Origin of the sequence: Burkholderia sp. AU39826, from assembly GCF_020419965.1 — a bacterium.
GTDB lineage: Bacteria > Pseudomonadota > Gammaproteobacteria > Burkholderiales > Burkholderiaceae > Burkholderia > Burkholderia semiarida.
In genome coordinates, this window is the sequence record NZ_JAIZQG010000007.1 from 229,868 (window position 1) to 252,074 (window position 22,207).

General features: G+C 67.7%; 24 protein-coding genes. 17 read left to right on the forward strand and 7 right to left on the reverse strand.

What is annotated here, in order from left to right; genetic code table 11:
* Positions 1–80 precede the first annotated feature (80 nt).
* Genes hemL through LGM42_RS16305 form a run of 3 tightly spaced genes read left to right on the forward strand, consistent with a single transcriptional unit; the run spans position 81 to position 3,145 of the window.
* Complete coding sequence (hemL, locus tag LGM42_RS16295) at positions 81–1,364, forward strand: glutamate-1-semialdehyde 2,1-aminomutase (RefSeq protein WP_226232657.1); 1,284 nt, start codon at positions 81–83, stop codon at positions 1,362–1,364.
* A 15-nt stretch (positions 1,365–1,379) separates the two neighbouring features.
* Entirely contained in the window at positions 1,380–2,501 is a 1,122-nt protein-coding gene (gene ribD, locus LGM42_RS16300) for a bifunctional diaminohydroxyphosphoribosylaminopyrimidine deaminase/5-amino-6-(5-phosphoribosylamino)uracil reductase RibD (protein ID WP_124859584.1), read from the forward strand.
* Between the two features lie 14 nt (positions 2,502–2,515).
* Complete coding sequence (locus LGM42_RS16305) at positions 2,516–3,145, forward strand: riboflavin synthase (protein ID WP_226232658.1); 630 nt, start codon at positions 2,516–2,518, stop codon at positions 3,143–3,145.
* A gap of 150 nt (positions 3,146–3,295) precedes the next feature.
* On the opposite strand, the gene LGM42_RS16310 is transcribed toward LGM42_RS16305, so the two are convergent.
* Entirely contained in the window at positions 3,296–3,808 is a 513-nt protein-coding gene (locus tag LGM42_RS16310) for a DUF6933 domain-containing protein (protein ID WP_060312990.1), read from the reverse strand.
* Positions 3,809–3,889: 81 nt separating this feature from the next.
* On the opposite strand from LGM42_RS16310, the gene LGM42_RS16315 reads away from it, so the two are divergent.
* The 7 genes from LGM42_RS16315 (at position 3,890) to LGM42_RS16345 (ending at position 9,082) form a co-directional block, all read left to right on the forward strand.
* Positions 3,890–4,165, forward strand: coding sequence for a DUF1778 domain-containing protein (locus LGM42_RS16315; protein ID WP_060312988.1), 276 nt, complete (start codon positions 3,890–3,892; stop codon positions 4,163–4,165).
* On the forward strand, positions 4,165–4,680 hold the full coding sequence (locus tag LGM42_RS16320; protein WP_060312985.1) for a GNAT family N-acetyltransferase: 516 nt from the start codon (positions 4,165–4,167) through the stop codon (positions 4,678–4,680). Before LGM42_RS16315 ends, LGM42_RS16320 begins: the two co-directional genes overlap by 1 nt.
* Before the next feature lie 288 nt (positions 4,681–4,968).
* Positions 4,969–5,487, forward strand: a complete 519-nt coding sequence (locus tag LGM42_RS16325; protein WP_059574140.1) for a DUF1993 family protein — start codon at positions 4,969–4,971, stop codon at positions 5,485–5,487.
* A gap of 184 nt (positions 5,488–5,671) precedes the next feature.
* Positions 5,672–6,814, forward strand: a complete 1,143-nt coding sequence (gene ribBA, locus LGM42_RS16330) for a bifunctional 3,4-dihydroxy-2-butanone-4-phosphate synthase/GTP cyclohydrolase II (protein WP_059574141.1) — start codon at positions 5,672–5,674, stop codon at positions 6,812–6,814.
* Between the two features lie 53 nt (positions 6,815–6,867).
* Positions 6,868–7,383, forward strand: a complete 516-nt coding sequence (ribH, locus tag LGM42_RS16335) for a 6,7-dimethyl-8-ribityllumazine synthase (protein WP_034206641.1) — start codon at positions 6,868–6,870, stop codon at positions 7,381–7,383.
* Positions 7,380–7,817, forward strand: a complete 438-nt coding sequence (gene nusB, locus LGM42_RS16340) for a transcription antitermination factor NusB (protein ID WP_059638876.1) — start codon at positions 7,380–7,382, stop codon at positions 7,815–7,817. The genes ribH and nusB overlap by 4 nt, the downstream gene beginning before the upstream one ends.
* Before the next feature lie 68 nt (positions 7,818–7,885).
* On the forward strand, positions 7,886–9,082 hold the full coding sequence (locus tag LGM42_RS16345; RefSeq protein WP_060312980.1) for a pyridoxal phosphate-dependent aminotransferase: 1,197 nt from the start codon (positions 7,886–7,888) through the stop codon (positions 9,080–9,082).
* Between the two features lie 111 nt (positions 9,083–9,193).
* Here LGM42_RS16345 and LGM42_RS16350 read toward each other — a convergent pair whose 3' ends face one another.
* Complete coding sequence (locus LGM42_RS16350; RefSeq protein ID WP_226232659.1) at positions 9,194–10,321, reverse strand: transglycosylase SLT domain-containing protein; 1,128 nt, start codon at positions 10,319–10,321, stop codon at positions 9,194–9,196.
* 599 nt (positions 10,322–10,920) lie between these two features.
* On the opposite strand from LGM42_RS16350, the gene LGM42_RS16355 reads away from it, so the two are divergent.
* Together LGM42_RS16355 and LGM42_RS16360 are read left to right on the forward strand one after the other, a co-directional pair.
* Positions 10,921–12,477, forward strand: a complete 1,557-nt coding sequence (locus tag LGM42_RS16355) for a UbiD family decarboxylase (protein ID WP_059641719.1) — start codon at positions 10,921–10,923, stop codon at positions 12,475–12,477.
* A 58-nt stretch (positions 12,478–12,535) separates the two neighbouring features.
* Complete coding sequence (locus LGM42_RS16360) at positions 12,536–13,204, forward strand: LysE family translocator (RefSeq protein ID WP_059641723.1); 669 nt, start codon at positions 12,536–12,538, stop codon at positions 13,202–13,204.
* Positions 13,205–13,322: 118 nt separating this feature from the next.
* Here LGM42_RS16360 and LGM42_RS16365 read toward each other — a convergent pair whose 3' ends face one another.
* Positions 13,323–13,619, reverse strand: a complete 297-nt coding sequence (locus LGM42_RS16365; RefSeq protein ID WP_059574146.1) for a hypothetical protein — start codon at positions 13,617–13,619, stop codon at positions 13,323–13,325.
* 514 nt (positions 13,620–14,133) lie between these two features.
* Between LGM42_RS16365 and LGM42_RS16370 the strand changes: the two genes are divergently transcribed.
* Positions 14,134–15,063 carry a Rossmann-like and DUF2520 domain-containing protein gene (locus LGM42_RS16370; protein ID WP_226232660.1) on the forward strand — a complete coding sequence of 310 codons (930 nt, stop codon included), beginning with the start codon at positions 14,134–14,136 and terminating at the stop codon, positions 15,061–15,063.
* A 76-nt stretch (positions 15,064–15,139) separates the two neighbouring features.
* Entirely contained in the window at positions 15,140–15,703 is a 564-nt protein-coding gene (locus tag LGM42_RS16375; RefSeq protein WP_006488584.1) for a YggT family protein, read from the forward strand.
* Positions 15,704–15,718: 15 nt separating this feature from the next.
* Here LGM42_RS16375 and LGM42_RS16380 read toward each other — a convergent pair whose 3' ends face one another.
* Together LGM42_RS16380 and crcB are read right to left on the reverse strand one after the other, a co-directional pair.
* Positions 15,719–16,069, reverse strand: coding sequence for a DUF190 domain-containing protein (locus tag LGM42_RS16380; protein WP_060312971.1), 351 nt, complete (start codon positions 16,067–16,069; stop codon positions 15,719–15,721).
* A 23-nt stretch (positions 16,070–16,092) separates the two neighbouring features.
* Complete coding sequence (gene crcB / locus LGM42_RS16385; RefSeq protein ID WP_059574149.1) at positions 16,093–16,479, reverse strand: fluoride efflux transporter CrcB; 387 nt, start codon at positions 16,477–16,479, stop codon at positions 16,093–16,095.
* Positions 16,480–16,894: 415 nt separating this feature from the next.
* Here crcB and LGM42_RS16390 point away from each other — a divergent pair, with 415 nt between their 5' ends.
* The gene (locus tag LGM42_RS16390; RefSeq protein WP_226232661.1) at positions 16,895–18,106 is read left to right on the forward strand and encodes a S53 family peptidase; all 1,212 of its coding nucleotides are present in this window, start codon (positions 16,895–16,897) and stop codon (positions 18,104–18,106) included.
* A gap of 53 nt (positions 18,107–18,159) precedes the next feature.
* Here LGM42_RS16390 and LGM42_RS16395 read toward each other — a convergent pair whose 3' ends face one another.
* On the reverse strand, positions 18,160–19,026 hold the full coding sequence (locus tag LGM42_RS16395; RefSeq protein ID WP_226232662.1) for an SIR2 family NAD-dependent protein deacylase: 867 nt from the start codon (positions 19,024–19,026) through the stop codon (positions 18,160–18,162).
* Between the two features lie 230 nt (positions 19,027–19,256).
* On the opposite strand from LGM42_RS16395, the gene LGM42_RS16400 reads away from it, so the two are divergent.
* Positions 19,257–19,868 (forward strand): chromate transporter, encoded by a 612-nt coding sequence (locus tag LGM42_RS16400; protein WP_226232663.1) that lies wholly within the window; start codon positions 19,257–19,259, stop codon positions 19,866–19,868.
* Positions 19,865–20,407, forward strand: a complete 543-nt coding sequence (locus LGM42_RS16405) for a chromate transporter (RefSeq protein WP_226232664.1) — start codon at positions 19,865–19,867, stop codon at positions 20,405–20,407. Before LGM42_RS16400 ends, LGM42_RS16405 begins: the two co-directional genes overlap by 4 nt.
* 144 nt (positions 20,408–20,551) lie before the next feature.
* On the opposite strand, the gene LGM42_RS16410 is transcribed toward LGM42_RS16405, so the two are convergent.
* A complete protein-coding gene (locus tag LGM42_RS16410; RefSeq protein WP_226232665.1) occupies positions 20,552–21,730 on the reverse strand; it encodes a mandelate racemase/muconate lactonizing enzyme family protein in 1,179 nt (392 codons plus the stop codon).
* Positions 21,731–22,207: the final 477 nt, after the last annotated feature.

Here is a 22,207-nt window from a genome sequence, read left to right on the forward strand (position 1 = left end):
GGTACAATCGGACGATCGTTCCGCCCAGGCGCCGCGGCCCGTGCACAGGCCCCCGCGCCCTTCTCTCGCAGGTTTCGCTCATGTCCAACAATCAGCTTCTCTTCGAACGCGCCCAGAAGACCATTCCGGGCGGCGTCAACTCGCCGGTGCGCGCGTTCCGGTCGGTCGGCGGCACGCCGCGCTTCGTCGCGCGCGCGCAAGGCCCGTATTTCTGGGATGCCGACGGCAAGCAGTACATCGACTACATCGGCTCGTGGGGCCCGATGATCGTCGGCCACGTCCATCCGGAAGTGCTGTCGGCCGTGCAGAACGTGCTCGCCGACGGCTTCTCGTTCGGCGCGCCGACCGAAGCGGAAATCGAGATCGCCGAGGAAATCTGCAAGCTCGTGCCGTCGATCGAGCAGGTGCGGATGGTGTCGAGCGGCACCGAGGCCACGATGAGCGCGCTGCGTCTCGCGCGCGGCTTCACGGGCCGCAGCCGCATCGTCAAGTTCGAGGGCTGCTACCACGGCCACGCGGACAGCCTGCTGGTCAAGGCCGGCTCGGGCCTGCTGACGTTCGGCAACCCGACCTCGGCTGGCGTGCCCGCCGACATCGCGAAGCACACGACCGTCCTCGAATACAACAACGTCGCCGCGCTCGAGGAAGCGTTCGGCGCATTCGGCGACGAGATCGCCGCGGTGATCGTCGAGCCGGTCGCCGGCAACATGAATCTCGTGCGCGGCACGCCCGAATTCCTGAGCGCGCTGCGCGCGCTGTGCACGAAGCACGGCGCCGTGCTGATCTTCGACGAGGTGATGTGCGGGTTCCGCGTCGCGCTCGGCGGCGCGCAGGCGTACTACGGCATCGCGGCCGACCTCACCTGCCTCGGCAAGGTGATCGGCGGCGGGATGCCGGCCGCCGCGTTCGGCGGCCGCCGCGACATCATGGCCCACCTCGCGCCGCTCGGCGGCGTCTACCAGGCCGGCACGCTGTCGGGCAACCCGATCGCGGTCGCCGCGGGCCTGAAGACGCTGCAACTGATCCAGGCGCCGGGCTTCTACGACGCGCTCACCGCGCAGACGAAGCGGCTCGCCGACGGCCTCGCGGCGCAAGCGCGCGCGGCCGGCGTACCGTTCGCGGCCGACTCGATCGGCGCGATGTTCGGCCTGTACTTCGCCGAGCGCGTGCCGGGCAGCTTCGCGGAAGTCACGCAGAGCGACATCGCGCGCTTCAACCGCTTCTTCCACCTGATGCTCGACGAGGGCGTGTATTTCGCGCCGTCCGCATACGAAGCCGGCTTCGTGTCGAGCACGCACGACGATGCGGTGATCGACGCGACGCTCGCGGCCGCGCGCCGCGCGTTCGCGGCACTCGCCGCCTGACCCGGGGCCGCGCGCATGTTCTCGGATACCGATTTCGCCCACATGCAGCGCGCGCTCGCGCTCGCCGCGCACGGCATGTACACGACCGCGCCGAATCCGCGCGTCGGCTGCGTGATCGTCAAGGACGGCGACGTGATCGGCGAAGGCTTCACGCAGCCGGCCGGCCAGGATCACGCAGAAGTGCAGGCGCTGAAGGACGCGCGCTCACGCGGCTACGACGTCGCGGGCTCGACCGTCTACGTGACGCTCGAACCGTGCAGCCATTTCGGCCGCACGCCGCCGTGCGCGAATGCGCTGATCGACGCGCGCGTCGCGAAGGTCGTCGCCGCGATGGAAGACCCGAACCCGCAGGTGTCGGGGCGCGGCCTCGGGATGCTGCGCGACGCGGGTATCGACGTGCGCTGCGGGCTGCTCGCGCACGAGGCCGGCGAGCTGAACATCGGCTTCGTGTCGCGGATGACGCGCGGCCGCCCGTGGGTGCGGATGAAGACCGCCGCGTCGCTCGACGGCCGCACCGCGCTGCCGTCCGGCGAAAGCCAGTGGATCACCGGCGAGGCCGCGCGCCTCGACGGGCACGCGTGGCGCGCACGCGCGTGCGCGATCCTCACCGGCATCGGCACGGTGCGCGAGGACAATCCGTTGCTGACCGTGCGCGGCATCGACACGCCGCGTCAGCCGCAACGCATCCTGGTGGACAGCCGCCTCGACCTGCCGCTCGACGCGCGGCTGCTCGAAGGCGCGCCGCTGCTGATTTTCTGCGGCCGGCTCGACGCCGCCGGCGAAGTCCGCGCGAACGTGCTGAGGTCGCGCGGCGCGGAAATCGTGCCGCTCGCGAATGCGCACGGCAAGGTCGACCTGCCCGCGATGCTGGCCGCGCTCGGCGCGCGCGGCGTGAACGAACTGCACGTGGAGGCCGGCCACAAGCTGAACGGTTCGCTGCTGCGCGAGCGGTGCGTCGACGAATTGCTGGTCTATCTGGCGCCGAGCCTGCTGGGCGCCGACGCGGCCGGCATGTTCGATCTCGCCGCGCCGGCCAGCCTCGATGCGCGCACCCGGCTGTCGTTCCACGGGTTCGAGCGGATCGGCGACGACCTGCGGATCCTCGCGCGGCTCACGCCGCCCGACGCCTCTCACTGAACGGGATCGTCACGATGTTTACCGGAATTGTCGCGGCCGTCGGCCGCATCGAATCGATCGCCGCGCTCGGCACGTCGGCCGAAGCCGGCGTGCGCCTGACCGTGCGGGCCGGCGGGCTCGACCTGGCGGATGTCGCGCTCGGCGACAGCATCGCGATCCAGGGTGCGTGCATGACGGTGATCGAGAAGACCGACACCACGTTCGACGTCGACGTGTCGCGCGAAAGCCTGAACCGGACGGTCGGTCTCGCGCAGCCCGGCGAAGTGAATCTGGAGAAGGCGCTGCGCGCGCACGACCGCCTCGGCGGGCATATCGTGTCGGGCCATGTAGACGGCCTCGGCGCCGTCACGCGCTTCGTGCCGGTCGGCGAGTCGCACGAACTGCGAATCGTCGCGCCGCGCGAGCTCGGCCGCTATCTCGCGTACAAGGGCTCGATCACGGTGAACGGCGTGAGCCTGACCGTCAATACGGTCGACGATCGCGCGGACGGCTGCGAATTCTCGATCAACCTGATTCCGCATACGGTCGAAGTCACGACGCTGCGTCACGTGAAGGCCGGCGACAAGGTCAACCTCGAAGTCGACATGATCGCGCGGTATGTGGAGCGGATGCTGTCGGCGATGTCGCCGATACAGCGTAGCTGACCGCTTTGGTCCGCCGCGCCACACCACTTGTCTTTCGTTCCGCGGCAAGCCGTCCATCAAGCCATTCTGTAACCCGTAGGCGCTTTTCGGCCGGCGCTGCAACAATGAGTGCCCTGGCCGTTCACCGGAACCGATCGCGGCCAACCGCGATCACGCGGCCGTGCCTCCATCGTTCGTCAACGCTTGCAACGCCCGGTCCGGGGACACCGGTCCCTTGTAAAGCGGGCTACATGGCGTGCGCGCCAGTTGTAGCGACAGCTCGATGAGTTCGGTCGGTTTGTCGAGGTCGCGGCAAGCTTCACGGTAAGCTTCAGCAAGATGCGTAAACTCCGTCATGATGCCGACCACACTGCGATTTTGCGTCTTGGTGTATCTGACGGCTTGCATTTCGCTCACTTCCGAGACTATGAACGGACGCGGCACGCCGTGGGCGGCCAGTATATCCATGAGCGCCCCCGGGAATCTGGCCGCAAGGGTGGCCACCGGCGCCAGCGGCATCAGCACCGGCAGTAGCGTCCGCTCATTCACGAGCATCGCAAGCTGCGGCCTCCACGACAACACCGTTACGTACCAACTGCCAAGCTTCGTCGTGCTGTATCCGGCTTCGGCCACCTCGGGTTTCAACCGCTCAAGCAGCTTCCGCGTGCAGTAAAGGTAAAGCATGAAGAAAAAACGGTCCCGTGCAAAAAATGCTCATGTACGCCTGTTGTGCTAACATGACGTACATCTGAAGGAGAAATTATCATGGGCACCGCTACCCGTTCCGCCCGGTTGGGATTGCGAGCCACACCGCAGCAGGAAGCAGTGCTGCGCCGCGCGGCCGAGATCACGCACAAATCCATGACCGACTTCATTCTCGACAGCGCCTGTCAGGTTGCCGAACGTACCTTGCTCGACCAGCGTTTGTTCCTCGTCACAGAAAGCCAATCGCAGGCGCTGCTTGACATGCTTGATCGGCCGGCTCAAGACAACGCGGGCTTGAAGGAGTTGTTCACTCGCACGGCGCCCTGGGAGAACTGATGCCGTTGTCTCCCCTGCAAGCATTGGATGCAAACCATGTCCTGGAAGACTTCGATTGCGGCAAGCCCGGCCTGAATGAGTGGCTCGTGCGCCATGCGCACCAAGCTCAAGCGAGCGGTTCAGCCAAAACCTTCGTCGTCACCGATGGCCAACGTCTCGCAGGGTACTACAGCCTTGCCGTAGGGCAAATCGACACATTGGAGGCGCCTGATCGGGTACGCAAAGGGATGGGAGCCTATCCGATTCCCGTTGTCATTCTGGCTCGGTTGGCGGTGGCCATACAGGACCATGGGCGCGGCATCGGGATCGGCATGCTGCAAGACGCGATCCGGCGTACCGTCGCCATCTCCGGGCAAGCCGGGGTGCGTGCGCTGCTGACACATCCGATCGATGCGGACGCAGAACGCTTCTATCGGCGTTTCGGGTTTGAAGCCTCACCGGCACGAGAACAACAATTACTCCTGCTGCTCGAGGACGCGCGGCGGTTGTTGATGCCGCCAGCATCAGGCAAATAGAACTAAAGACAACCTGCTCATCCACCAACGCTTCCGCCAAGTGCATGCGTCGCCGGACAAGCTCTCAGCCAGACTCAACCTGATCGCACGGTACGTCGCATCGATGCTGCCGGCGTCGCAGGGCTGCAGCGGAACCGATCGCGGTGGCCGCCCCCCGGCACCTGGCCGAATGGCCAACGACGCGCAAGGGCCAGCGCAGCGCGCTAAGATGCAACGGCAGCGGATTCGGCGTCGTGACGCACGGCGCGCCACGTGCCGGCTGCCCCTCTTCCACAAGGAGTCGTCCCCATGTCCATCTCGATGTACCAGGCTTCGCTGCCCGTCCTGATCCGCGGTCTCACCAACCTGCAGCACATCCTCGGCAAGGCGCAGGCGCATGCGGCCGAGAAGCAGATCGATCCGTCGGTATTCATCGGCGCACGCCTGTATCCGGACATGCTGCCGCTCGTCCGCCAGGTCTACATCGCGACCGACACGGCCAAGGGCTGCGCCGCGCGGCTCGCCGGCGCCGAGATCCCGAGCTACCCGGATGTCGAGCAGACCTTCGACGAACTGCATGCGCGCATCCAGAAGACGATCGACTATCTGAAAAGCTTCGACGCCGCGCAGATCGACGGCAGCGAGGCGCGCCAGATCGTGCTGAAGATGCGCGTCGGCCCGATCGAGTTCACCGGCCAGTCGTACCTGCTGAACTTCGTGCTGCCCAATTTCTTCTTCCACGTGACGACGGCGTACGACATCCTGCGCCACAGCGGCGTCGAACTCGGCAAGCTGGACTACCTCGGCGGCCGCAACGACCACGCGTGACGCGCGGCCGGGCCCGGAGCGCCCCATGGCCGCCCGCCAGCGCGGCAGGGGCAGTCCGGGCAGGCCTGCTTCACGGGCCGGCCGCACCGCTTTCCGGCAGGCTCGCCGGCCCCGCGCCGCCCGCGCCAGCCGAAACGCCGTCCGGCTGGCGTAAAATACGCACTTTCCTCTTTCTCGCCCCCTTATGACGCTCGCCTCCACGCTCGACATCATCGCCGAGCTGAAAGCCGGCCGGATGGTGATCCTGGTCGACGAAGAAGACCGCGAAAACGAGGGCGACCTCGTGATCGCCGCCGAATTCGTCACGCCGGAAGCGATCAACTTCATGGCCAAGTACGGCCGCGGCCTGATTTGTCTGACGTTGACGCAGGAACGCTGCAAGCAGTTGCACCTGCCGCTGATGACCTACCGCAACGGCACGCAGTACGGCACCGCGTTCACGGTCAGCATCGAAGCGGCCGAAGGCGTGACGACCGGCATCTCGGCCGCCGACCGCGCGCACACGATCGCCACGGCGGTCGCGCACGACGTGCGCCCCGAGCACATCGTGCAGCCGGGCCACGTGTTCCCGATCATGGCGCAACCGGGCGGCGTGCTCGTGCGCGCGGGCCACACCGAAGCCGGCTGCGACTTCACGGCGCTCGCGGGCCTCACGCCGGCCGCGGTGATCTGCGAGGTGATCAAGGACGACGGCACGATGGCGCGCCTGCCCGACCTGATCGAATTCGCGAAGGAACACAACCTGAAGATCGGCACGATCGCCGATCTGATCCAGTACCGCAGCCGCACCGAGTCGATCATCGAGCGGATCGCCGAGCGCACGATGCAGACCGCGCACGGCACGTTCCGCGCGGTGCTGTACCGCGACCAGCCGAGCGGCTCGCCGCACATCGCGCTGGTGCGCGGCACGCCGTCGCCCGACGTCGACACGCCGGCGCGCGTGCACGAGCCGCTGTCGGTGCTCGATCTGCTCGAGACGGGCGTGTCGACCCACTCGTGGACGCTCGACGCGGCGATGCGCGAGATCGCCGCACGCGACCTCGGCGTGATCGTGCTGCTCAACTGCGGCGACACGAAGGAACACCTGATCGACGTCTTCAAGGCGTTCGACGAGGAAGAAAAGGCCGCTGCGCTCAAGCGCCGGCCGGTCGATTTCAAGACGTTCGGCATCGGCGCGCAGATCCTGCGCGATGTCGGCGTCGGCAAGATGCAGGTGCTGTCGAATCCGCGCAAGCTGGGCAGCATGTCCGGCTACGGCCTCGAAGTCACGGGCTTCATCCCGATGCCCGGCGGCGAAGCCACGTCCTGCCCGGCGTCCCACGCGTAACCCGCCACGGCGCTTTCGCCCTACAACCGTTCATCCACACCACGGACCAGATCATGGAAATCGGACAATACCAACCGAATCTCGAAGGCGACGGCCTGCGTATCGGCATCGTGCAATCGCGCTTCAACGAACCCGTGTGCAACGGCCTCGCCGACGCGTGCGTCGAAGAACTGGAGCGCCTCGGCGTCACCGGTGAAGACGTGCTGCTCGTGTCGGTGCCCGGCGCGCTGGAAATCCCGCTCGCGCTGCAGAAGCTCGCCGAAAGTGGCCAGTTCGACGCGCTGATCGCGCTCGGCGCGGTGATCCGCGGCGAGACCTACCACTTCGAACTCGTGTCGAACGAGAGCGGCGCGGGCATCACCCGCATCGGTCTCGATTTCAACCTGCCGATCGCGAACGCGGTCCTGACGACCGAAACCGACGAGCAGGCCGTCGCGCGCATGACCGAAAAGGGTCGTGACGCCGCACGCGTCGCCGTCGAGATGGCCAACCTGACGATGGCCCTCGACCAGCTCGGCGACGACGAGGACGAAGAGGAAGACGAAGACGACGAAGAGGAGCGCGCATGAAGAAGAGCGCCCGCCGACAATCGCGCGAGCTGGCGACGCAGGGGCTGTACCAGTGGCTGCTGTCGAACGCGCCCTCCGGCGAGATCGACGCGCAACTGCGCGGCGCGCTCGGTTACGACAAGGCTGACAAGGAACTGCTCGAAGCGATCCTGCACGGCGTGATCCGCGAGCATGCGACGCTCGTCGACGCGCTGGCGCCGTCGCTGGACCGTCCGATCGATCAGCTGTCGCCGGTCGAACGCGCGGTGCTGCTGATCGCGACGTTCGAGCTCACGCACCACGTCGAAACGCCATACCGCGTGATCATCAACGAAGCCGTCGAACTCGCGAAGACGTTCGGCGGCTCCGACGGCTACAAGTACGTGAACGGCGTGCTCGACAAGCTGGCCGCGAAGCTGCGCCCCGCCGAAACGCAGGCGCGTCGCAACGGCTGATACCGTTGGTTGGTCCACGGGCGCGCAAGCGCCCGTTTTTCATTCTTTTCTCCCCGCCCTGCCCGCCGATGAATACCACCGCCGATTCGCTCGTCACGCTCGCCGCACGCGTCGACGCGATCCAGCCCTTCTACGTGATGGAACTGATGAAGGAGGCACAGCGGCTCGAGTCCTTGGGGCGCGATGTTATCCACATGGGCATCGGCGAGCCGGATTTCACCGCGCCGGAGCCGGTTGTCGAGGCCGCCGCGGCCGCGCTGCGCCGCGGCGTCACGCAGTACACGAGCGCGCTCGGCATTACGCCGCTGCGCGAGGCGATCGCCGCGCACTATGCACGCGCGTACGGCCTCACGATCGGCCCGGAGCGGATCGTCGTGACGGCCGGCGCATCGGCCGCGCTGCTGCTCGCGTGCCTCGCGCTGGTCGGTCGCGACGACGAAGTGCTGATGCCCGACCCGTCATACCCGTGCAACCGGCACTTCGTCGCGGCGGCCGAAGGTCGCCCGGTGCTCGTGCCGAGCGGCCCGGACGCGCGCTTCCAGCTCACCGAAAACGACGTCCGCACGCACTGGAACGCGCGCACGCGCGGTGTGCTGCTCGCGTCGCCGTCGAACCCGACCGGCACGTCGCTCGAACCGGACGAACTCAAGCGAATCGTCGAAGCGGTACGCGCACGCGGCGGCTTCACGATCGTCGACGAGATCTACCAGGGGCTCAGCTACGACGCCGCGCCCGTGTCGGCGCTGTCGTTCGGCGACGACGTGATCACCGTGAACAGCTTCTCGAAGTATTTCAGCATGACGGGCTGGCGGCTCGGCTGGCTCGTCGTGCCGCCCGCGCTCGTCGGCACGTTCGAGAAGCTGTCGCAGAACCTGTTCATCTGCCCGTCCGCACTCGCGCAGCATGCGGCGCTCGCCTGCTTCGAACCCGCGACGCTCGACATCTACGAAACACGCCGGCTCGAATTCAAGCGCCGCCGCGATTTCATCGCACCGGCGCTCGAGCGGCTCGGCTTCACGGTGCCGGTGATGCCGGACGGCGCGTTCTACGTGTATGCGCATTGCGGCGGCGTCGCGCACCCGGCGGCCGGCGACAGCGCCGCGCTCACGCAGGCGATGCTGCACGACGCGGGCGTGGTGCTGGTGCCGGGCATGGACTTCGGTGTCCATGCGCCGCGCGACTATATCCGCCTGTCCTATGCGACTGCCTACTCGCGGCTCGAAGAGGCCGTCGACCGGCTCGCGACGCTGTTCGGTCGACACTGACGCCGCGGCCGGCGCAGCGGCCGCTTCACCGTACCGCAAAACGAAAAGGCACCCGAATCGGGTGCCTTTTTCATGTCCTGCCGGCCGCAGCCGCACGGCGGGCGTGACGCGTTACGCGCCGAGCTCCGAATGATCGCCGCGCGACTGCTTCGCGGTATCGACGCTCGCGTCGTCCTGCGAAGCCGCTTCCTTCGGCGCCGCCTTGACCGACGTCGTGCCGTCGAGCGTCGCATGTACGCGCTTCGCGCCGCCTGGCGCGGCCGTCACGGCAGCGGCGGTAACGATCGGCTTCGCGGGCTGCGCAGGCGCCTGCGGCGCATTGATCGGCACGTTGCGGCCACGCGCGACGTCGCGCAGGCGGGCGCGCTCGGCCATCACCTTCGAGCCGTAGCCATTGTCGTCGGGGTTCGTCGAGCCGTTGTACAGACGCAGGCCGTTAGCGAGCGAGCCGCCGCGCGCGATGCAGTCCTTCAGCACCAGCGCGCCGACCTGCAGGTTCGCGAGCGGCTGCAGCGCGGTGTCGGTACCGCCGAAGTACTCGAATTTGTCGGAGTGGACCTTCGACATGACCTGCATCAGGCCCTTCGCGCCGACGCCGCTTTCGGCGTACGGGTTGAAGCCGGATTCGATCGCCATCACGGACAGCAGCAGCAGCGGATCGAGGCCGACGTCTCGGCCGGTCTGGAACGCCGCCTTGACGAGCTGACCGAGCGGCTCCTGCGCGACGCGGTAACGGCGCGACAGGTAGGTGGCGACGAGCGCCTGTTCGCGGTTCGACGCGAGCGCGCGATCGTCGCGCGCATCAGCCGCCACCCGCTGAATCGGAATCAGCTTGGCCAGCGCGACCGGCGACGGGCCATTGCGGGCCGGATCGGACGCATCGCCCTGGGCGCCCTGCGCGGCAGCTTCCGGCGCAACATCGAGGCCGACCGCAAGCGTATCCGTTTCGGGATTGTCTTCCTGCTGCGGCTGCACACCGGCTGGCGCGAAGTTCGGCAGCGGATGGCCGGACAGCAGACGGGCCGGGCCGGCCTGCACGGCCGCGGATACGACCGGCATCAGCTTCGCGGCGAGCGTGCCGCGGACGGTTGGCAGCAGCCACAGTGCAAGCGCAACCGCGACAGCGAAACAGCCGACAACGCTGAATAGATGGTGACTGACACGCGTCCCGCGACGCAGCAAGTTGCGCACGATCTGCGCATGCTGCTCAGTGGGACGCCACGATAACCAAGCGTTCATTCAGATCATCTCCCATGAACATGACTCGTGCGGCTCGCTCAGCTCGAAGGCGAGACAGAAAACGCGCCGCGGAATCACGACGCCGCACGCCTTGGTTGGGACGCGCAAGCATCGGGGAAACGGTATAAGTACCGTTCGAGGCCACGGTGTAAGAAGGCCGGCGCCTTCGCACACACTGGGCGAGACGGGCATACGCGGTGGCACCCACGCAAAAAACCAGCGTCTGGTGGCGCTGGCTGGGACTACGACAAAGGCCGTCGAAGACGCCGTGCAGGATTCGGCGGACGGTGACGCGCTGCGTCAAAGATCGGTGATTGGCGGCTCGAAGCCTTTTACCCTGCAACCAATGTGAGCGGATTCTAGCAGGGTTTTATAGATCGTCAACACTATAAAAACTCAAATCTATAACAAAAAGTAATTTAAAACCCCTCTTCAGAACGCAAGTCCCGTGCCGTAGGGGGTTTGCGCGCGATCGACTTTTTCTCCGCCGGGGCGGCCGCACGGCTGCACGGGGTAAAATCGTCGGTCAATTCGGGGTCGCAGCCGGCCGCTGCCCCGCCCATCGCTGCCCACTCATGCGGGTGGCCCGGACCTTCTTCATGAAATACAAAGACTTACGCGATTTCATTCAGCGCCTCGAGGCGCTCGGCGAACTGCGGCGCGTCACGCAGCCCGTGTCGCCCGTGCTCGAAATGACCGAGCTGTGCGACCGCGTGCTGCGCGCCGGCGGCCCGGCGCTGCTGTTCAACGCGCCGCCCGGCAATGCATTCCCGGTGCTCGGCAACCTGTTCGGCACGCCGCGCCGCGTCGCGCTCGGGATGGGCGTCGATGCGGGCGACGATGCCGCGCTCGGTTCGTTGCGCGATCTCGGGCGCCTGCTGTCCGCGCTGAAGGAACCCGATCCGCCGAAGAGCCTGAAGGACGCCGGCAAGCTGCTGTCGCTCGCGAAGGCGGTGTGGGACATGGCGCCGAAGTCGGTGTCGTCGCCGCCGTGCCAGGAGATCGTCTGGGAAGGCGCCGACGTCGACCTGAACAAGCTGCCGATCCAGACCTGCTGGCCCGGCGATGCGGGGCCGCTCGTCACGTGGGGCCTGACGGTGACGCGCGGGCCGAACAAGGCGCGCCAGAACCTCGGCATCTACCGGCAGCAGCTGATCGGCCGCAACAAGCTGATCATGCGCTGGCTCGCGCATCGCGGCGGCGCGCTCGACTTCCGCGAGTTCGCGCTGCGCAATCCCGGCAAGCCGTATCCGGTCGCGGTCGTGCTCGGCGCCGATCCGGCCACGACGCTCGGCGCGGTGACGCCCGTGCCCGATTCGCTGTCCGAGTATCAGTTCGCCGGCCTGCTGCGCGGCAGCCGCACGGAGCTCGCGAAGTGCCTGACGCCGGGCGTCGACACGCTGCAGGTGCCGGCGCGCGCGGAGATCGTGCTCGAAGGCTTCATTCATCCGCAGGAAGGCGCTCCTGCCCCCGCTCCGGCCGGCGCACCGCCGCGGCCGGCCGGCAATGCGGCGGCCGCGTACGAGCACGCGCTCGAAGGGCCGTACGGCGACCACACCGGCTATTACAACGAGCAGGAGTGGTTTCCGGTGTTCACCGTCGAGCGCATCACGATGCGTCGCGACGCGATCTACCACTCGACCTACACGGGCAAGCCGCCCGACGAGCCCGCGGTGCTCGGCGTCGCGCTCAACGAGGTGTTCGTGCCGCTGCTGCAGAAGCAGTTCACGGAAATCACCGACTTCTACCTGCCCCCCGAAGGCTGCAGCTACCGGATGGCCATCGTCCAGATGAAGAAGAGCTACGCGGGCCACGCGAAACGCGTGATGTTCGGCGTATGGAGCTTCCTGCGGCAGTTCATGTATACGAAGTTCATCGTGGTCGTCGACGAGGACGTGAACATCCGCGACTGGAAGGAAGTGATCTGGGCGATCACGACGCGCGTCGACCCCGTACGCGACACGGTGATGGTGGACAGCACGCCGATCGACTATCTGGACTTCGCGTCGCCGGTGGCCGGACTCGGCTCGAAGATGGGGCTCGACGCGACCAACAAGTGGCCGGGCGAAACCAGCCGCGAATGGGGCCGCCCGATCGAGATGGATGCGGCCGTGAAGGCCCGCGTCGACCGGCTGTGGCAGGAGATCGGCCTCTGACGCCACGCGGCCGGCGCCCGCCGGCCCGCGCATCGCAATCGTCGCACGCACCCAGAAGATGAGCTTTCCACCCGCCTCCATGCTGTCCGACGGATTCTTTCTGTCGCTGTCGCTGTGTCTCGACATCGGCCTCGTCAACGTCGCGATGCTGTCGCTGACGCTGTCGCACGGCTTCCGGCCAGGTTTCTGGCTCGGCGTCGGATCGTGCGTCGGCGATCTCGTCTACGCGGCGCTCGCACTCGCGGGAATGGCCGTGCTGCTGCAGTTCGAACCCGTGCGCTGGATCGTATGGATCGGCGGCGGCGCGGTGCTGCTGTTCCTCACGTGGAAGATGGCGCGCGAAGCGCTCGCGCCCGCCAAGGCGGCCGACGACGATGCGGACGCCCCGCTTCCGCCGCGGGCAAGCGCGCGGCGCAGTTTCATGCGCGGGATGCTGCTCGCGATGTCGTCGCCGAGCGCGATCCTGTGGTTCGCGGCGGTCGGCGGCGCGCTGATCGCGAAAGCCGGTGCGACCACTCCCGCCACCGCGTCGGTGTTCCTGACGGGCTTTTTCCTCGGCGGCCTCGCGTGGACGCTCTTCATGTGCACGCTCGCGAGCCAGGGCCGCAAGCGCGCGGGCGCCGGGCTGATGCGGGCCTGCCATGTCGCGTCGGCGCTACTGTTCGCGTACTTTTCGTACAGCGTGATCGTCGGCGGCTACCGCGACCTGATCGTGCACGCGGCGTAATCGCGGCCGCCCTGCGCGCAGCCACGCACGTAACGGCGGCCCCAATGAAAAACGGCGCAGCGCCCCTCGCGGGACGTTGCGCCGTTTTGCCATGCGCGGTCAGGCCGCGCGGGGCGAATCAGCGACGCCAGTAGCCGTGATGGCCCCAGCCGCCATAACCGTGGCGCCAGTACGGGCGACCGTAGTAGCCGCCGACGACCACGGCGGGCGGCGGCGCATAGTAGGCCGGCGCCGGCGCGTAGTAGACGGGCGGAGGCGGCGGCGCGTAATACACGGGCGGCGGCGGTGCATAGACGGGATAAGCGGGCGCGACCGGGACACCGATGCCGACCCCGATCGACACGTGAGCCTGCGCGGCGCTTGCGGCACCCAGGCCCAGCGCGGCGGCGGCGATGAACGGAATGAGCTTTTTCACTTCGATTCTCCTGCTGGAGCGGTATTTTAGGCGCTCCCTGTCGGCAACGGCGGGCATGCACGTCGCATGGAAGCAATGTAGCGAAAACCCGCCCCGCGCGTATCGGGCATTTGTTGCAAATTGCAATCGCACGCGGCCGGAGCCGCCGTGCGGCGCGATACCCGGCGCGGGCGGCGCCCCTTGCAGGTCGCGCGATTCCGTCCGAGGAGACGGGTCGCCACACAACGACCGGTCAGTCTTACCGGATCCGTCGCGGGCACGGGGCGCGCGTACGTAATGAACGATTACAAATTAAAGACGAGATGCCGACATTTCAAGCGGGATACGGGCACGCGGTGTTTCGGGGTCGGATTCCACGATCCTGATGCGGTCGTCATGCCGAGCGTCGGCCGGGCCGAATCGCGCCGCCTGTCGGTCATTCATACGTGCGGCGGCTCCGCAACCGGCCTTCCGCGGCACCGGCATCATTCCTGCGATACTGGCGGCTGCCTCGTTTTTGCTTACCGCCGCTGCCATGCCGCTTCCCGACACACCCCGCCTCGGCTTCATCGGCGCCGGCCGCCTCGCGCGCTGTATCGCGCAGCGCTTCGCGCAGGCCGGCTTCCCGGTCGTCGCGATCGCGAGCCGCACACCTGCGTCGGCCGCCGGCCTCGCCGCACGCATCGACGGCTGCCGCGCGGTCGACACGCCGCAGCAGGTGGCCGACGCCGCCGACCTGATCTTCGTGACGACGCCCGACGATCATCTCGCGTCGAGCGCCGCGGCGCTGCGCTTCGACCCATCGCGCGCCGCCGGCCAGGCGGTCGTCCATTGCAGCGGCGCGTCGGCGGTCGCGCTGCTCGATTCTGCGAAGCAGCAAGGCGCGGCCACCGGCGGCTTTCATCCGCTCTATCTGTTCGGCGGCACCGACGCCGACCTCGCGCGCATCGACGGCTGCTCGGTCACGATCGAAGCGGAAGGTGCGCTGCACGCGACGCTGCTGCGACTTGCCGCCGCACTCGGCTGCCATCCGCTGTCGATTCCGGCCGGCGGCCGGATGCTGTATCACGCGGCCGCGCACTACGCGGCGAGCTTCGCGCTGTGCGGGCTGTCGGAAGCGGTCGAGCTGTGGCGCGGCCTCGGTTTCGACGAGGACGCCGCGCTGCGTGCGCTGTTGCCGATGCTCGCCGGCACGATCGAGACCGCGCGCGACAAGGGGCTCGCGAATGCGCTGGCCGGCCCGGTATCGCGCGGCGACACGGGCATCGTCGAGCGCCAGCTCGCGCTGCTCGAGGCGCGCGGCGGCGATCACGCGGCGCTGTATGCGCTGCTCACGCGCCGCGCGATCGCACTCGCGGCGAAGCGCGCGACGCCGCCGGCGTCGCTGCCGGCGCTGGCCGAAGCCGTCGAAACGTCGTTCGCGCGCGTGGCCGCGCACCCCTCCCCGCCGCGAGACGAGGCGTGATAAGGTGTCGGCCGATGCGCCGCCAACCGGCGTTGGCGGCCGCACGCTACTGACTGTAATAAAAAGGATGCCAACGATGTTCGGCGAGATCGCCCGTTTTCTGCTCAATACCGTCTTCACGCTATTCGGCGCCGCGCTGATTCTGCGCGTCTGGATGCAGGCCGTCCGCGTGCCGCCGTACAACCCCGTCACGCAAGCCGTGCTGCAGGCGACCAACTGGCTCGTGCTGCCGCTGCGCCGCGTGATCGCGGGCGTACGCGGCATCGACTGGGCCAGCGTCGTCGCCGCGCTGCTCACCGCGCTCGTCTACGTCGTGCTGATGGTCGTGATGGCCGGCTTCGATCCGGCCGCCGTGATCGCGACGCTCGTCGTGGTCGCGCTGCTCACCGTCGTGAAGTGGGCGCTCAACCTCGTGATCTGGATGACGATCCTGATGGCGCTGCTGTCGTGGCTCAACCCGCGCTCGCCGGCGATGCCGATCCTCTACCAGCTCACCGCGCCGTTCCTGAACCCGCTGCGCCGTGTGATCCCGAACCTCGGCGGCATCGACCTGTCGCCGATCCTGCTGTTCGTGATCGTGCAGGTGCTGCTGATGATCGTCACGCGCGCCGCCGTGTCGCTGACGATGTTCGGCATCTGATCAGGCGCGATGGGCCTACGCCGCTGGCCCCTGCGCCGGCGGTGCGCCGAGCGTGTCGATCACGCCGAACCGCGCGGGCATCATCGCGTAGCACACGCGCAGTTTCTCGCGCGAGAGCCGCTCGAGCAGCCGCTGCGCCTCGTCCTCGGTGACGACGAATTCGACCTCGATCGCAAGCGAACCCTGCAGTTCGAAGAAGCGATCCTCGTGCAGCACGCGATGCTGGCCGAAACCGGCCATCGCGCGAAACGCGGACCCGCCCGCGACACCCATTCGGTTCGCCTCTTCCAATAGCCACTCCCACAGCGGCTTCCAGTGCAGCCGATGCTGCTCGTGCACGTAGAAGCGCAACAAGACCCTGTCCATCGCTCCCTCCGATGGCGGCCCGCTCAGGCCGCCGCGAGCCACGCGCGCGCGGTCCACATGCCGAGCGCCGTCAGCGCGAACGATCCAGTCAAGTGTAGGGCAGCCACCGCCAATGCCCATCCGAATTCGCCCTCGAGCGCGTGCGTCATCACTTCGACCGAATAGGTCGAGAACGTCGTGAGGCCGCCGAGAAAACCGGTGATCACGAACAGCCGCCACTCGGGCGGCAACCCGACGCGGACCGTGAACACGACGGCGGCCACGCCGATCACGTAGCCGCCGATCAGGTTCGACGCGAGCGTGCCGAGCGGCACCGCGGGAAAACAGGCGTTGAGCGCGAGGCTCAGGAACCAGCGCAGCAACGCGCCGAGGCCGGCGCCGACGAAGATCGCGACGATCGAATAGAACAAGGGCACCCCTCAGTGACGGCGCCGCGCGGCGCACGCGGCCTACGCTGAACTGTATGCGTAATCGCGCCACACCGGCAATGCCGACGAACCGGGCCGGCAGGCATCGGATCGCGTCGCGAGCGCATGATGCCTTTCACGATTTCCACCCGCGCGCCGCGGCGAACATTTACCAGGCAATTTCATCCGACATGACAAATCGATTCTGAATCGGCCGATTATTTATCAGATTTTTAAAAACCGATAAAACCGTTCGATCCGGCTCGGACCAACCCCGTGAAATGCCCGTCCTACGTGGGCTCCACGTACTTTCCCTTATCAGACATTCCCGTATCCGGCCGATATTCGATGCAATTACCGCCGTCGATTTCGTAAAATCGTTTCGCCACCCCACTCCATCGACATGGAGACTCGAAAAATGAACGATATCCGCCTGTCGTCCATGTTGATTCCGGCGCTGTGCGCGTCGCTGCTCGCGTCCGGCGGTGCGCTCGCCGACGGCAACGGGCCGCCATCCTACGTCGAAGGCCACCGCGCACCGAACGGATTTGCCCGCCCGCCGTTCCACACGAAGTCGCGCGCGAGCACGGCCGCGATCGCCGGCCTCACGCCGGCACTCACGCGGCATGCATACGGATTCGACACGATCGCGAACCAGGGCGACGGGATGGTCGTCGCGATCGTCGACGCGTACGACCACCCGAAGATCGAATCCGATCTCGGCGTGTTCAGCAATGCGTTCTCGCTGCCGGCCTGCACGTCGTCGAACGGCTGTTTCACCAAGGTGTACGCACGCGGTGGGCGGCCCAGGACCGATTCAGGCTGGGCGCTCGAAATCTCGCTCGACGTCGAATGGGTCCACGCGATCGCGCCGAAGGCGAAGATCCTGCTCGTCGAAGCCGCGTCGGCCAGCTTCAACGACCTGCTGGCCGCGGTCGACGTCGCGGTCAAGCGCGGCGCGTCGATCGTGTCGATGAGCTTCGGCGGCAATGAATTCAGCAGCGAGACCGGCTTCGACAGCCATTTCAACGCACCCGGCGTCACGTTCGTCGCGTCGTCCGGCGACAGCGGCACCGGCACCGAATACCCGGCCGCGTCGCCTTATGTGGTGTCCGTCGGCGGCACGACGCTGTCGTCCGATACGGCCGGCAACTACATCGGCGAGGCGGCATGGAGCGGCAGCGGCGGCGGCGTGAGCGGCATCGAAGCCGAGCCGGCCGGCCAGACCGCATGGCCGGTTCCGGTGGCCGGCAAGCGCGGCGTGCCCGACGTCAGCTACGACGCGAATCCGTCCAGCGGTTTCGCGGTGTACGACTCGGTCGCCTATCAGGGGCAGGCTGGCTGGTTTCAGGTCGGCGGCACGAGCGCTGGGGCGCCGCAATGGGCGGCGCTCGTCGCGATCGCGAATTCGCTGCGCGCGGCGGCCGGCAAGAAAGCGTTGAGCGGCACCTACGACACGCTCTATACGGTCGGCAAAACCGCGTACGGCAGCGACTTTCACGACGTGACGACCGGGTCCAACGGCAATTGCGGCAGCATCTGCAACGCGGCGGGCGGCTACGACTACGTGACGGGCCTCGGTTCACCGATCGCGCCGGCGCTCGTGCAGGCGCTCGTCGCGCGGCCGTAGTCGCGCGGCCGCCATCACGCGGCTTCGGCGCCGGTCGGCGCGAAGCGCGGGGCTCAGCCGCCGCGCCATGCGCGGTCGAGCACGTTCAGCGTCGCCAGCGCACCGCCCTTCAGCCCGATCACGTCCGCCCGGCGCGCATGCGCCTCGCGCGCGTTGATGCGGATCACGTCGGCGCCGAGCCGTTCGCTCAGCAGACGCACGGTCGGAATCGCGGTGCCCGCGCCGATCTCGACTACCACCACGCGCCCGGCCTGCGCGATCCAGTCTTCCAGCGCGCGCTCCTGCGCGTCGTAGCGCGCGCCGAGCCAGCCGGTGTCGCCGAACATCAGGATGTTCGGCCGCGCGAGACCGCCGCAGTGCGGGCAGCGCGGCATGTCGCCAACCAGGCGGCACGTCGCTTCGTCGACTTCCGGCACGAACGGCGCCGCGTCCCACGTCGCGTCCGTGCACGGGCGCAGGCATTGCATCGCATGAATCGAGCCGTGGATCTCGACGATGCGCGCCGGATCAAAGCCGGCTTTCTGGAACTGGCCGTCGACGTTGCTCGTCAGCACGAAGCCGCCGTTCGGCATCGCGTCGATCCAGCGGCGCAGGATCGCGAAGCCCGCGTGCGGCGCCGTCGCGCGATAGAGCGCGAGACGGTGCCCGTAGAATCCCCATGCGAGCGGCGCACGCGCACGAAATGCGTGCGGCGACGCGATTTCGTGGAATTCGAAACGCTCGTGGCGCAGCGCCGGATACGCGCGCCAGAAGCCGTCCGTGCCGCGAAAATCGGGCAGCCCGGAATCGACGCCGATGCCGGCGCCGGCCGTGACGAGCAAGGCGTCGGCACGCGCGAGCGCGTCGACGGCGGACGCGACGAGATCGGCGGGAAGCGGCGCGATGGAATCGGCGGGATCAGCGGGATCGGAAGGCGGCATGATGGAGAAGCGGTGGCGTCGAACGTTGCGCGAGTGGCGTCGCGATCATACGCCGGTTCGGGCGTCGCGCCGCATCGGCAACGCAACTGCGTGGCGTATTGCGCGGCGCGTTCGTACGCGTCAAATCGGTCGCGGGTTGCACCGCCCTGCGCCGAACCCCGTGTCAGCGTGCTGACAGGCACCGCTTGCTAACATGGGCGATCGCTCGATCGCCACGTGCCACCCGCCCGATGCCCTCGCCCTCCGCCATGACTCCCACTGCACCGCCCGCAGGCGACGCGCCGCCACCGGGCGTCCTCGCGCTGTTCATCGCATTCGCGCAGATCGGCCTGACCAGCTTCGGCGGCGGGCTCAGCGGGCGGATGATGCGCGACTTCGTGCACGAGCGGCGCTGGCTCGACGAAGACGCGTTCCTCAACGGTCTCGCGCTGTCGCAGGCGTTGCCGGGCGTCAACGTGAAGAACCTCGCGATCTGGATCGGCTACCGGCTCGCCGGATGGCGCGGCGCCGTGGCCGGCTTCACCGGCATCATCGCACCGCCGGCCGTGCTGATCGTGCTGTTCGGCGTCGCGTTCTCGACCCTCACGCGCTTCCCGCTCACGCATGTCGCGCTCGCCGGCGCGGCGGCCGCAGCGATCGGGCTGTCGATCTCGATGGCGATCACCGCGGTGCGCCGGCTGCCGCGCCGCGTGCTGCCGTTCGTGGTGACGACGCTCACGTTCGTGTCGGTCGCGGTGCTGCACTGGCCGCTCGTGTGGACCGTGCTGATCGGCGGCACGCTGAGCGTCGCGCTCGAATACCGTCGCGCGGCCGCTGCGCCGGTCGGAAGTGACGCACGATGAACGCGTCGGCACGTTACGCAGCACTGTTCGGCGTGTTCGCGCCGCTGTCGATCGCGACGATCGGCGGTGGGCAGGCGGTCATCGCGGATATCCAGCGGCAAGTCGTCGACGTGCATCACTGGATGAGCGCCGCGCAATTCGTGAACGACTTCGCGATTGCACGGATGGCGCCGGGCCCCGGCTCGCTGCTGGCGACGCTGATCGGCTGGCAGGTGGCCGGCTTCTGGGGCGCGGTGATCGCGACGCTCGCGCTGTTCGGCCCGACCGCGTTCCTGATCTACGGCGTCGCGCATCTATGGCGGCGACATCGGGGCGCGCGCTGGCAAATCGCGCTCGAAACCGGCCTGCGCCCGGTCGCGGCCGGCATGATCGTCGCGTCGGTATGGGTGTTGCTGCGGACGCTTGACGGCGGCTGGGCCGCCCGCGTGATCGCGGCGGCGTCGACGCTGTGCGTGATCTACACGCGTGTTCATGCGCTGCTGCTGATCGCGATCGGGGCGCTGCTGCTCGTCGGCGTGCATGCGCTCGGCGGCGTGTGACGCGGCGCTATCGCCTTTACATCGCGACATCACCCGGGCGCCAATCCGTCCTGACGCCTGAACGGCGCGAAGCACCGGCCCACTCGGACAGCAGCCGCAGTGGACGAGGAATGCCCGCGGTGCGCGATCGGCGCACTGTACGCGTCAGCGGCCCGCTATCGGCACCGATTCCGATACCGCGCGCAGTACGTCGTGCGCGTGGGCATGCAACTCGAACCCGATACCCGGCGCCTGCGGCACGCGTGCGTATCCCGCATCGACGATTTCGCCATCGGCGAGCCCGCTGAACGGATGGAATGCGAACGGGCTGACTTCCGCGCCACCGAGCCCGAGCGCCGCGACGACGTGCAGTGAGAACAGATGACCCCCGTGCGGCCAGAACGCACCGCGCCGCCAGCCGCGCGACACGAAGTGATCGACGATCTGCAGATAGCCCGGCAGCCCATAGCTGTGCACGGGATCGAACACCAGCACGTCGCGGTCGTTGCGCAAGCCGCCATAGCGGTCGAGCAGCTTTGCTTCCGCGAGCGAGAACAGCGCTTCGCCGGCCGCGATCGGCGATGCGTATCGCGTGGCGACGTCTGCTTGAAGCGGCAGATCGAGCGGGTCGCAGATATCCTCGAACCACCAAAGGTCGAAGGGCGCGAGCATCTCGGCCGCCTCGTGGGCGGTCGTCGCGTCGTACGTGTTCATCGCGTCGACCGCGAGATGCGAAGGGCCTGCCAACTGCGCGGCAGCGGCGTCGATGCGGCGGCGGTCCTGATCGAAATCCATCCCGCCGATCTTGATCTTCGCGTGCGTGTAGCCGAGATCGACGATCCGGCGCATCTCGTCCGACAGGCGCGCGAGGTCGTCGTGCGGATAGCGGTAGCCGCCGCCCGCGTACACGCGCACGCGTGGTGCTGCCGTGCGTTGGAGACGATCGGCGAGAAAGCGATGCAGCGGCAGCTCGGCGATCTTCGCGGCGGCGTCCCAGATCGCCATGTCGAGCGTGCCAACCGCGACGCAGCGTTCACCGTGCCCGCCCGGCTTCTCGCCGGCCATCATCGCGCGCCATGCGCGGAACGGGTCGAGGTTCGCGCCAGCTTCGTCGGCGAGCGTATCGGCAGCAGCCAGCAGACGCGGCGCGAACCGTTCTCGGATCAGGCCGCTCTGCGCAAAACGGCCGATCGACGCGTATCCGTAGCCCGTCACCGGTCGGCCGTCGCGCACGACGTCGGTGACGACCGCGACGATGCTCGTGGTCAGGCCGCCCGAAGGAATCGCCGGATCGGCATAGCGGGATACGGGAATCGCGCGTTCGTGGACCGCGGTGATGCGCATGGTCGGGGCTCCGGAGGGACGTCCGGCGCGGGCGCAAGCTTCGCGCGCAGCAGCGGAAATGATGGACGGATCGCTGCATCTTAGGGGTTTGCGTGGCAGCGTGCAGGACTGGCGGCGAGCGTCATCGCGCCGTCATCAGACAACCGCGCGTCGCCTTCATCACGTGTTGCAGCCGGAAAGCAGAACGCCGAGCGTATAACCACGCTCGGCGCACTGTTTCCGAACCTGGGCGACTTTGATCGAGGCGGAATTCCCGTTCGCCACTCCTGGCCTCGTGGACCGGGACAAGATAAGGCGATGAGAATAGCCCGCGCCGGGAGAATCGACCGGCCCGCTCAGACAAACTCAGGCGAGCCTATCCGAACCTTTGTGTGTGAGGCATAAACTGATGGCCAAGGAGCCACGTTATGCCACGCAAACGTAAGGAAGAAGCGACCGTAGAACCGGGCAAGGGCTTGAACCTGGACCCGGAACTGA

Excerpts from the sequence above, each read along its gene's own strand:
- hemL (WP_226232657.1), top strand. The coding sequence starts at position 81 with ATGTCCAACAATCAGCTTCTCTTCGAACGCGCCCAGAAGACCATTCCG.
- ribD (WP_124859584.1), top strand. The coding sequence starts at position 1,380 with ATGTTCTCGGATACCGATTTCGCCCACATGCAGCGCGCGCTCGCGCTC.
- LGM42_RS16305 (WP_226232658.1), top strand. The coding sequence starts at position 2,516 with ATGTTTACCGGAATTGTCGCGGCCGTCGGCCGCATCGAATCGATCGCC.
- LGM42_RS16310 (WP_060312990.1), bottom strand. The coding sequence starts at position 3,808 with ATGCTTTACCTTTACTGCACGCGGAAGCTGCTTGAGCGGTTGAAACCC.
- LGM42_RS16315 (WP_060312988.1), top strand. The coding sequence starts at position 3,890 with ATGGGCACCGCTACCCGTTCCGCCCGGTTGGGATTGCGAGCCACACCG.
- LGM42_RS16320 (WP_060312985.1), top strand. The coding sequence starts at position 4,165 with ATGCCGTTGTCTCCCCTGCAAGCATTGGATGCAAACCATGTCCTGGAA.
- LGM42_RS16325 (WP_059574140.1), top strand. The coding sequence starts at position 4,969 with ATGTCCATCTCGATGTACCAGGCTTCGCTGCCCGTCCTGATCCGCGGT.
- ribBA (WP_059574141.1), top strand. The coding sequence starts at position 5,672 with ATGACGCTCGCCTCCACGCTCGACATCATCGCCGAGCTGAAAGCCGGC.
- ribH (WP_034206641.1), top strand. The coding sequence starts at position 6,868 with ATGGAAATCGGACAATACCAACCGAATCTCGAAGGCGACGGCCTGCGT.
- nusB (WP_059638876.1), top strand. The coding sequence starts at position 7,380 with ATGAAGAAGAGCGCCCGCCGACAATCGCGCGAGCTGGCGACGCAGGGG.
- LGM42_RS16345 (WP_060312980.1), top strand. The coding sequence starts at position 7,886 with ATGAATACCACCGCCGATTCGCTCGTCACGCTCGCCGCACGCGTCGAC.
- LGM42_RS16350 (WP_226232659.1), bottom strand. The coding sequence starts at position 10,321 with ATGAACGCTTGGTTATCGTGGCGTCCCACTGAGCAGCATGCGCAGATC.
- LGM42_RS16355 (WP_059641719.1), top strand. The coding sequence starts at position 10,921 with ATGAAATACAAAGACTTACGCGATTTCATTCAGCGCCTCGAGGCGCTC.
- LGM42_RS16360 (WP_059641723.1), top strand. The coding sequence starts at position 12,536 with ATGAGCTTTCCACCCGCCTCCATGCTGTCCGACGGATTCTTTCTGTCG.
- LGM42_RS16370 (WP_226232660.1), top strand. The coding sequence starts at position 14,134 with ATGCCGCTTCCCGACACACCCCGCCTCGGCTTCATCGGCGCCGGCCGC.
- LGM42_RS16375 (WP_006488584.1), top strand. The coding sequence starts at position 15,140 with ATGTTCGGCGAGATCGCCCGTTTTCTGCTCAATACCGTCTTCACGCTA.
- LGM42_RS16380 (WP_060312971.1), bottom strand. The coding sequence starts at position 16,069 with ATGGACAGGGTCTTGTTGCGCTTCTACGTGCACGAGCAGCATCGGCTG.
- LGM42_RS16390 (WP_226232661.1), top strand. The coding sequence starts at position 16,895 with ATGAACGATATCCGCCTGTCGTCCATGTTGATTCCGGCGCTGTGCGCG.
- LGM42_RS16395 (WP_226232662.1), bottom strand. The coding sequence starts at position 19,026 with ATGCCGCCTTCCGATCCCGCTGATCCCGCCGATTCCATCGCGCCGCTT.
- LGM42_RS16400 (WP_226232663.1), top strand. The coding sequence starts at position 19,257 with ATGCCCTCGCCCTCCGCCATGACTCCCACTGCACCGCCCGCAGGCGAC.
- LGM42_RS16405 (WP_226232664.1), top strand. The coding sequence starts at position 19,865 with ATGAACGCGTCGGCACGTTACGCAGCACTGTTCGGCGTGTTCGCGCCG.
- LGM42_RS16410 (WP_226232665.1), bottom strand. The coding sequence starts at position 21,730 with ATGCGCATCACCGCGGTCCACGAACGCGCGATTCCCGTATCCCGCTAT.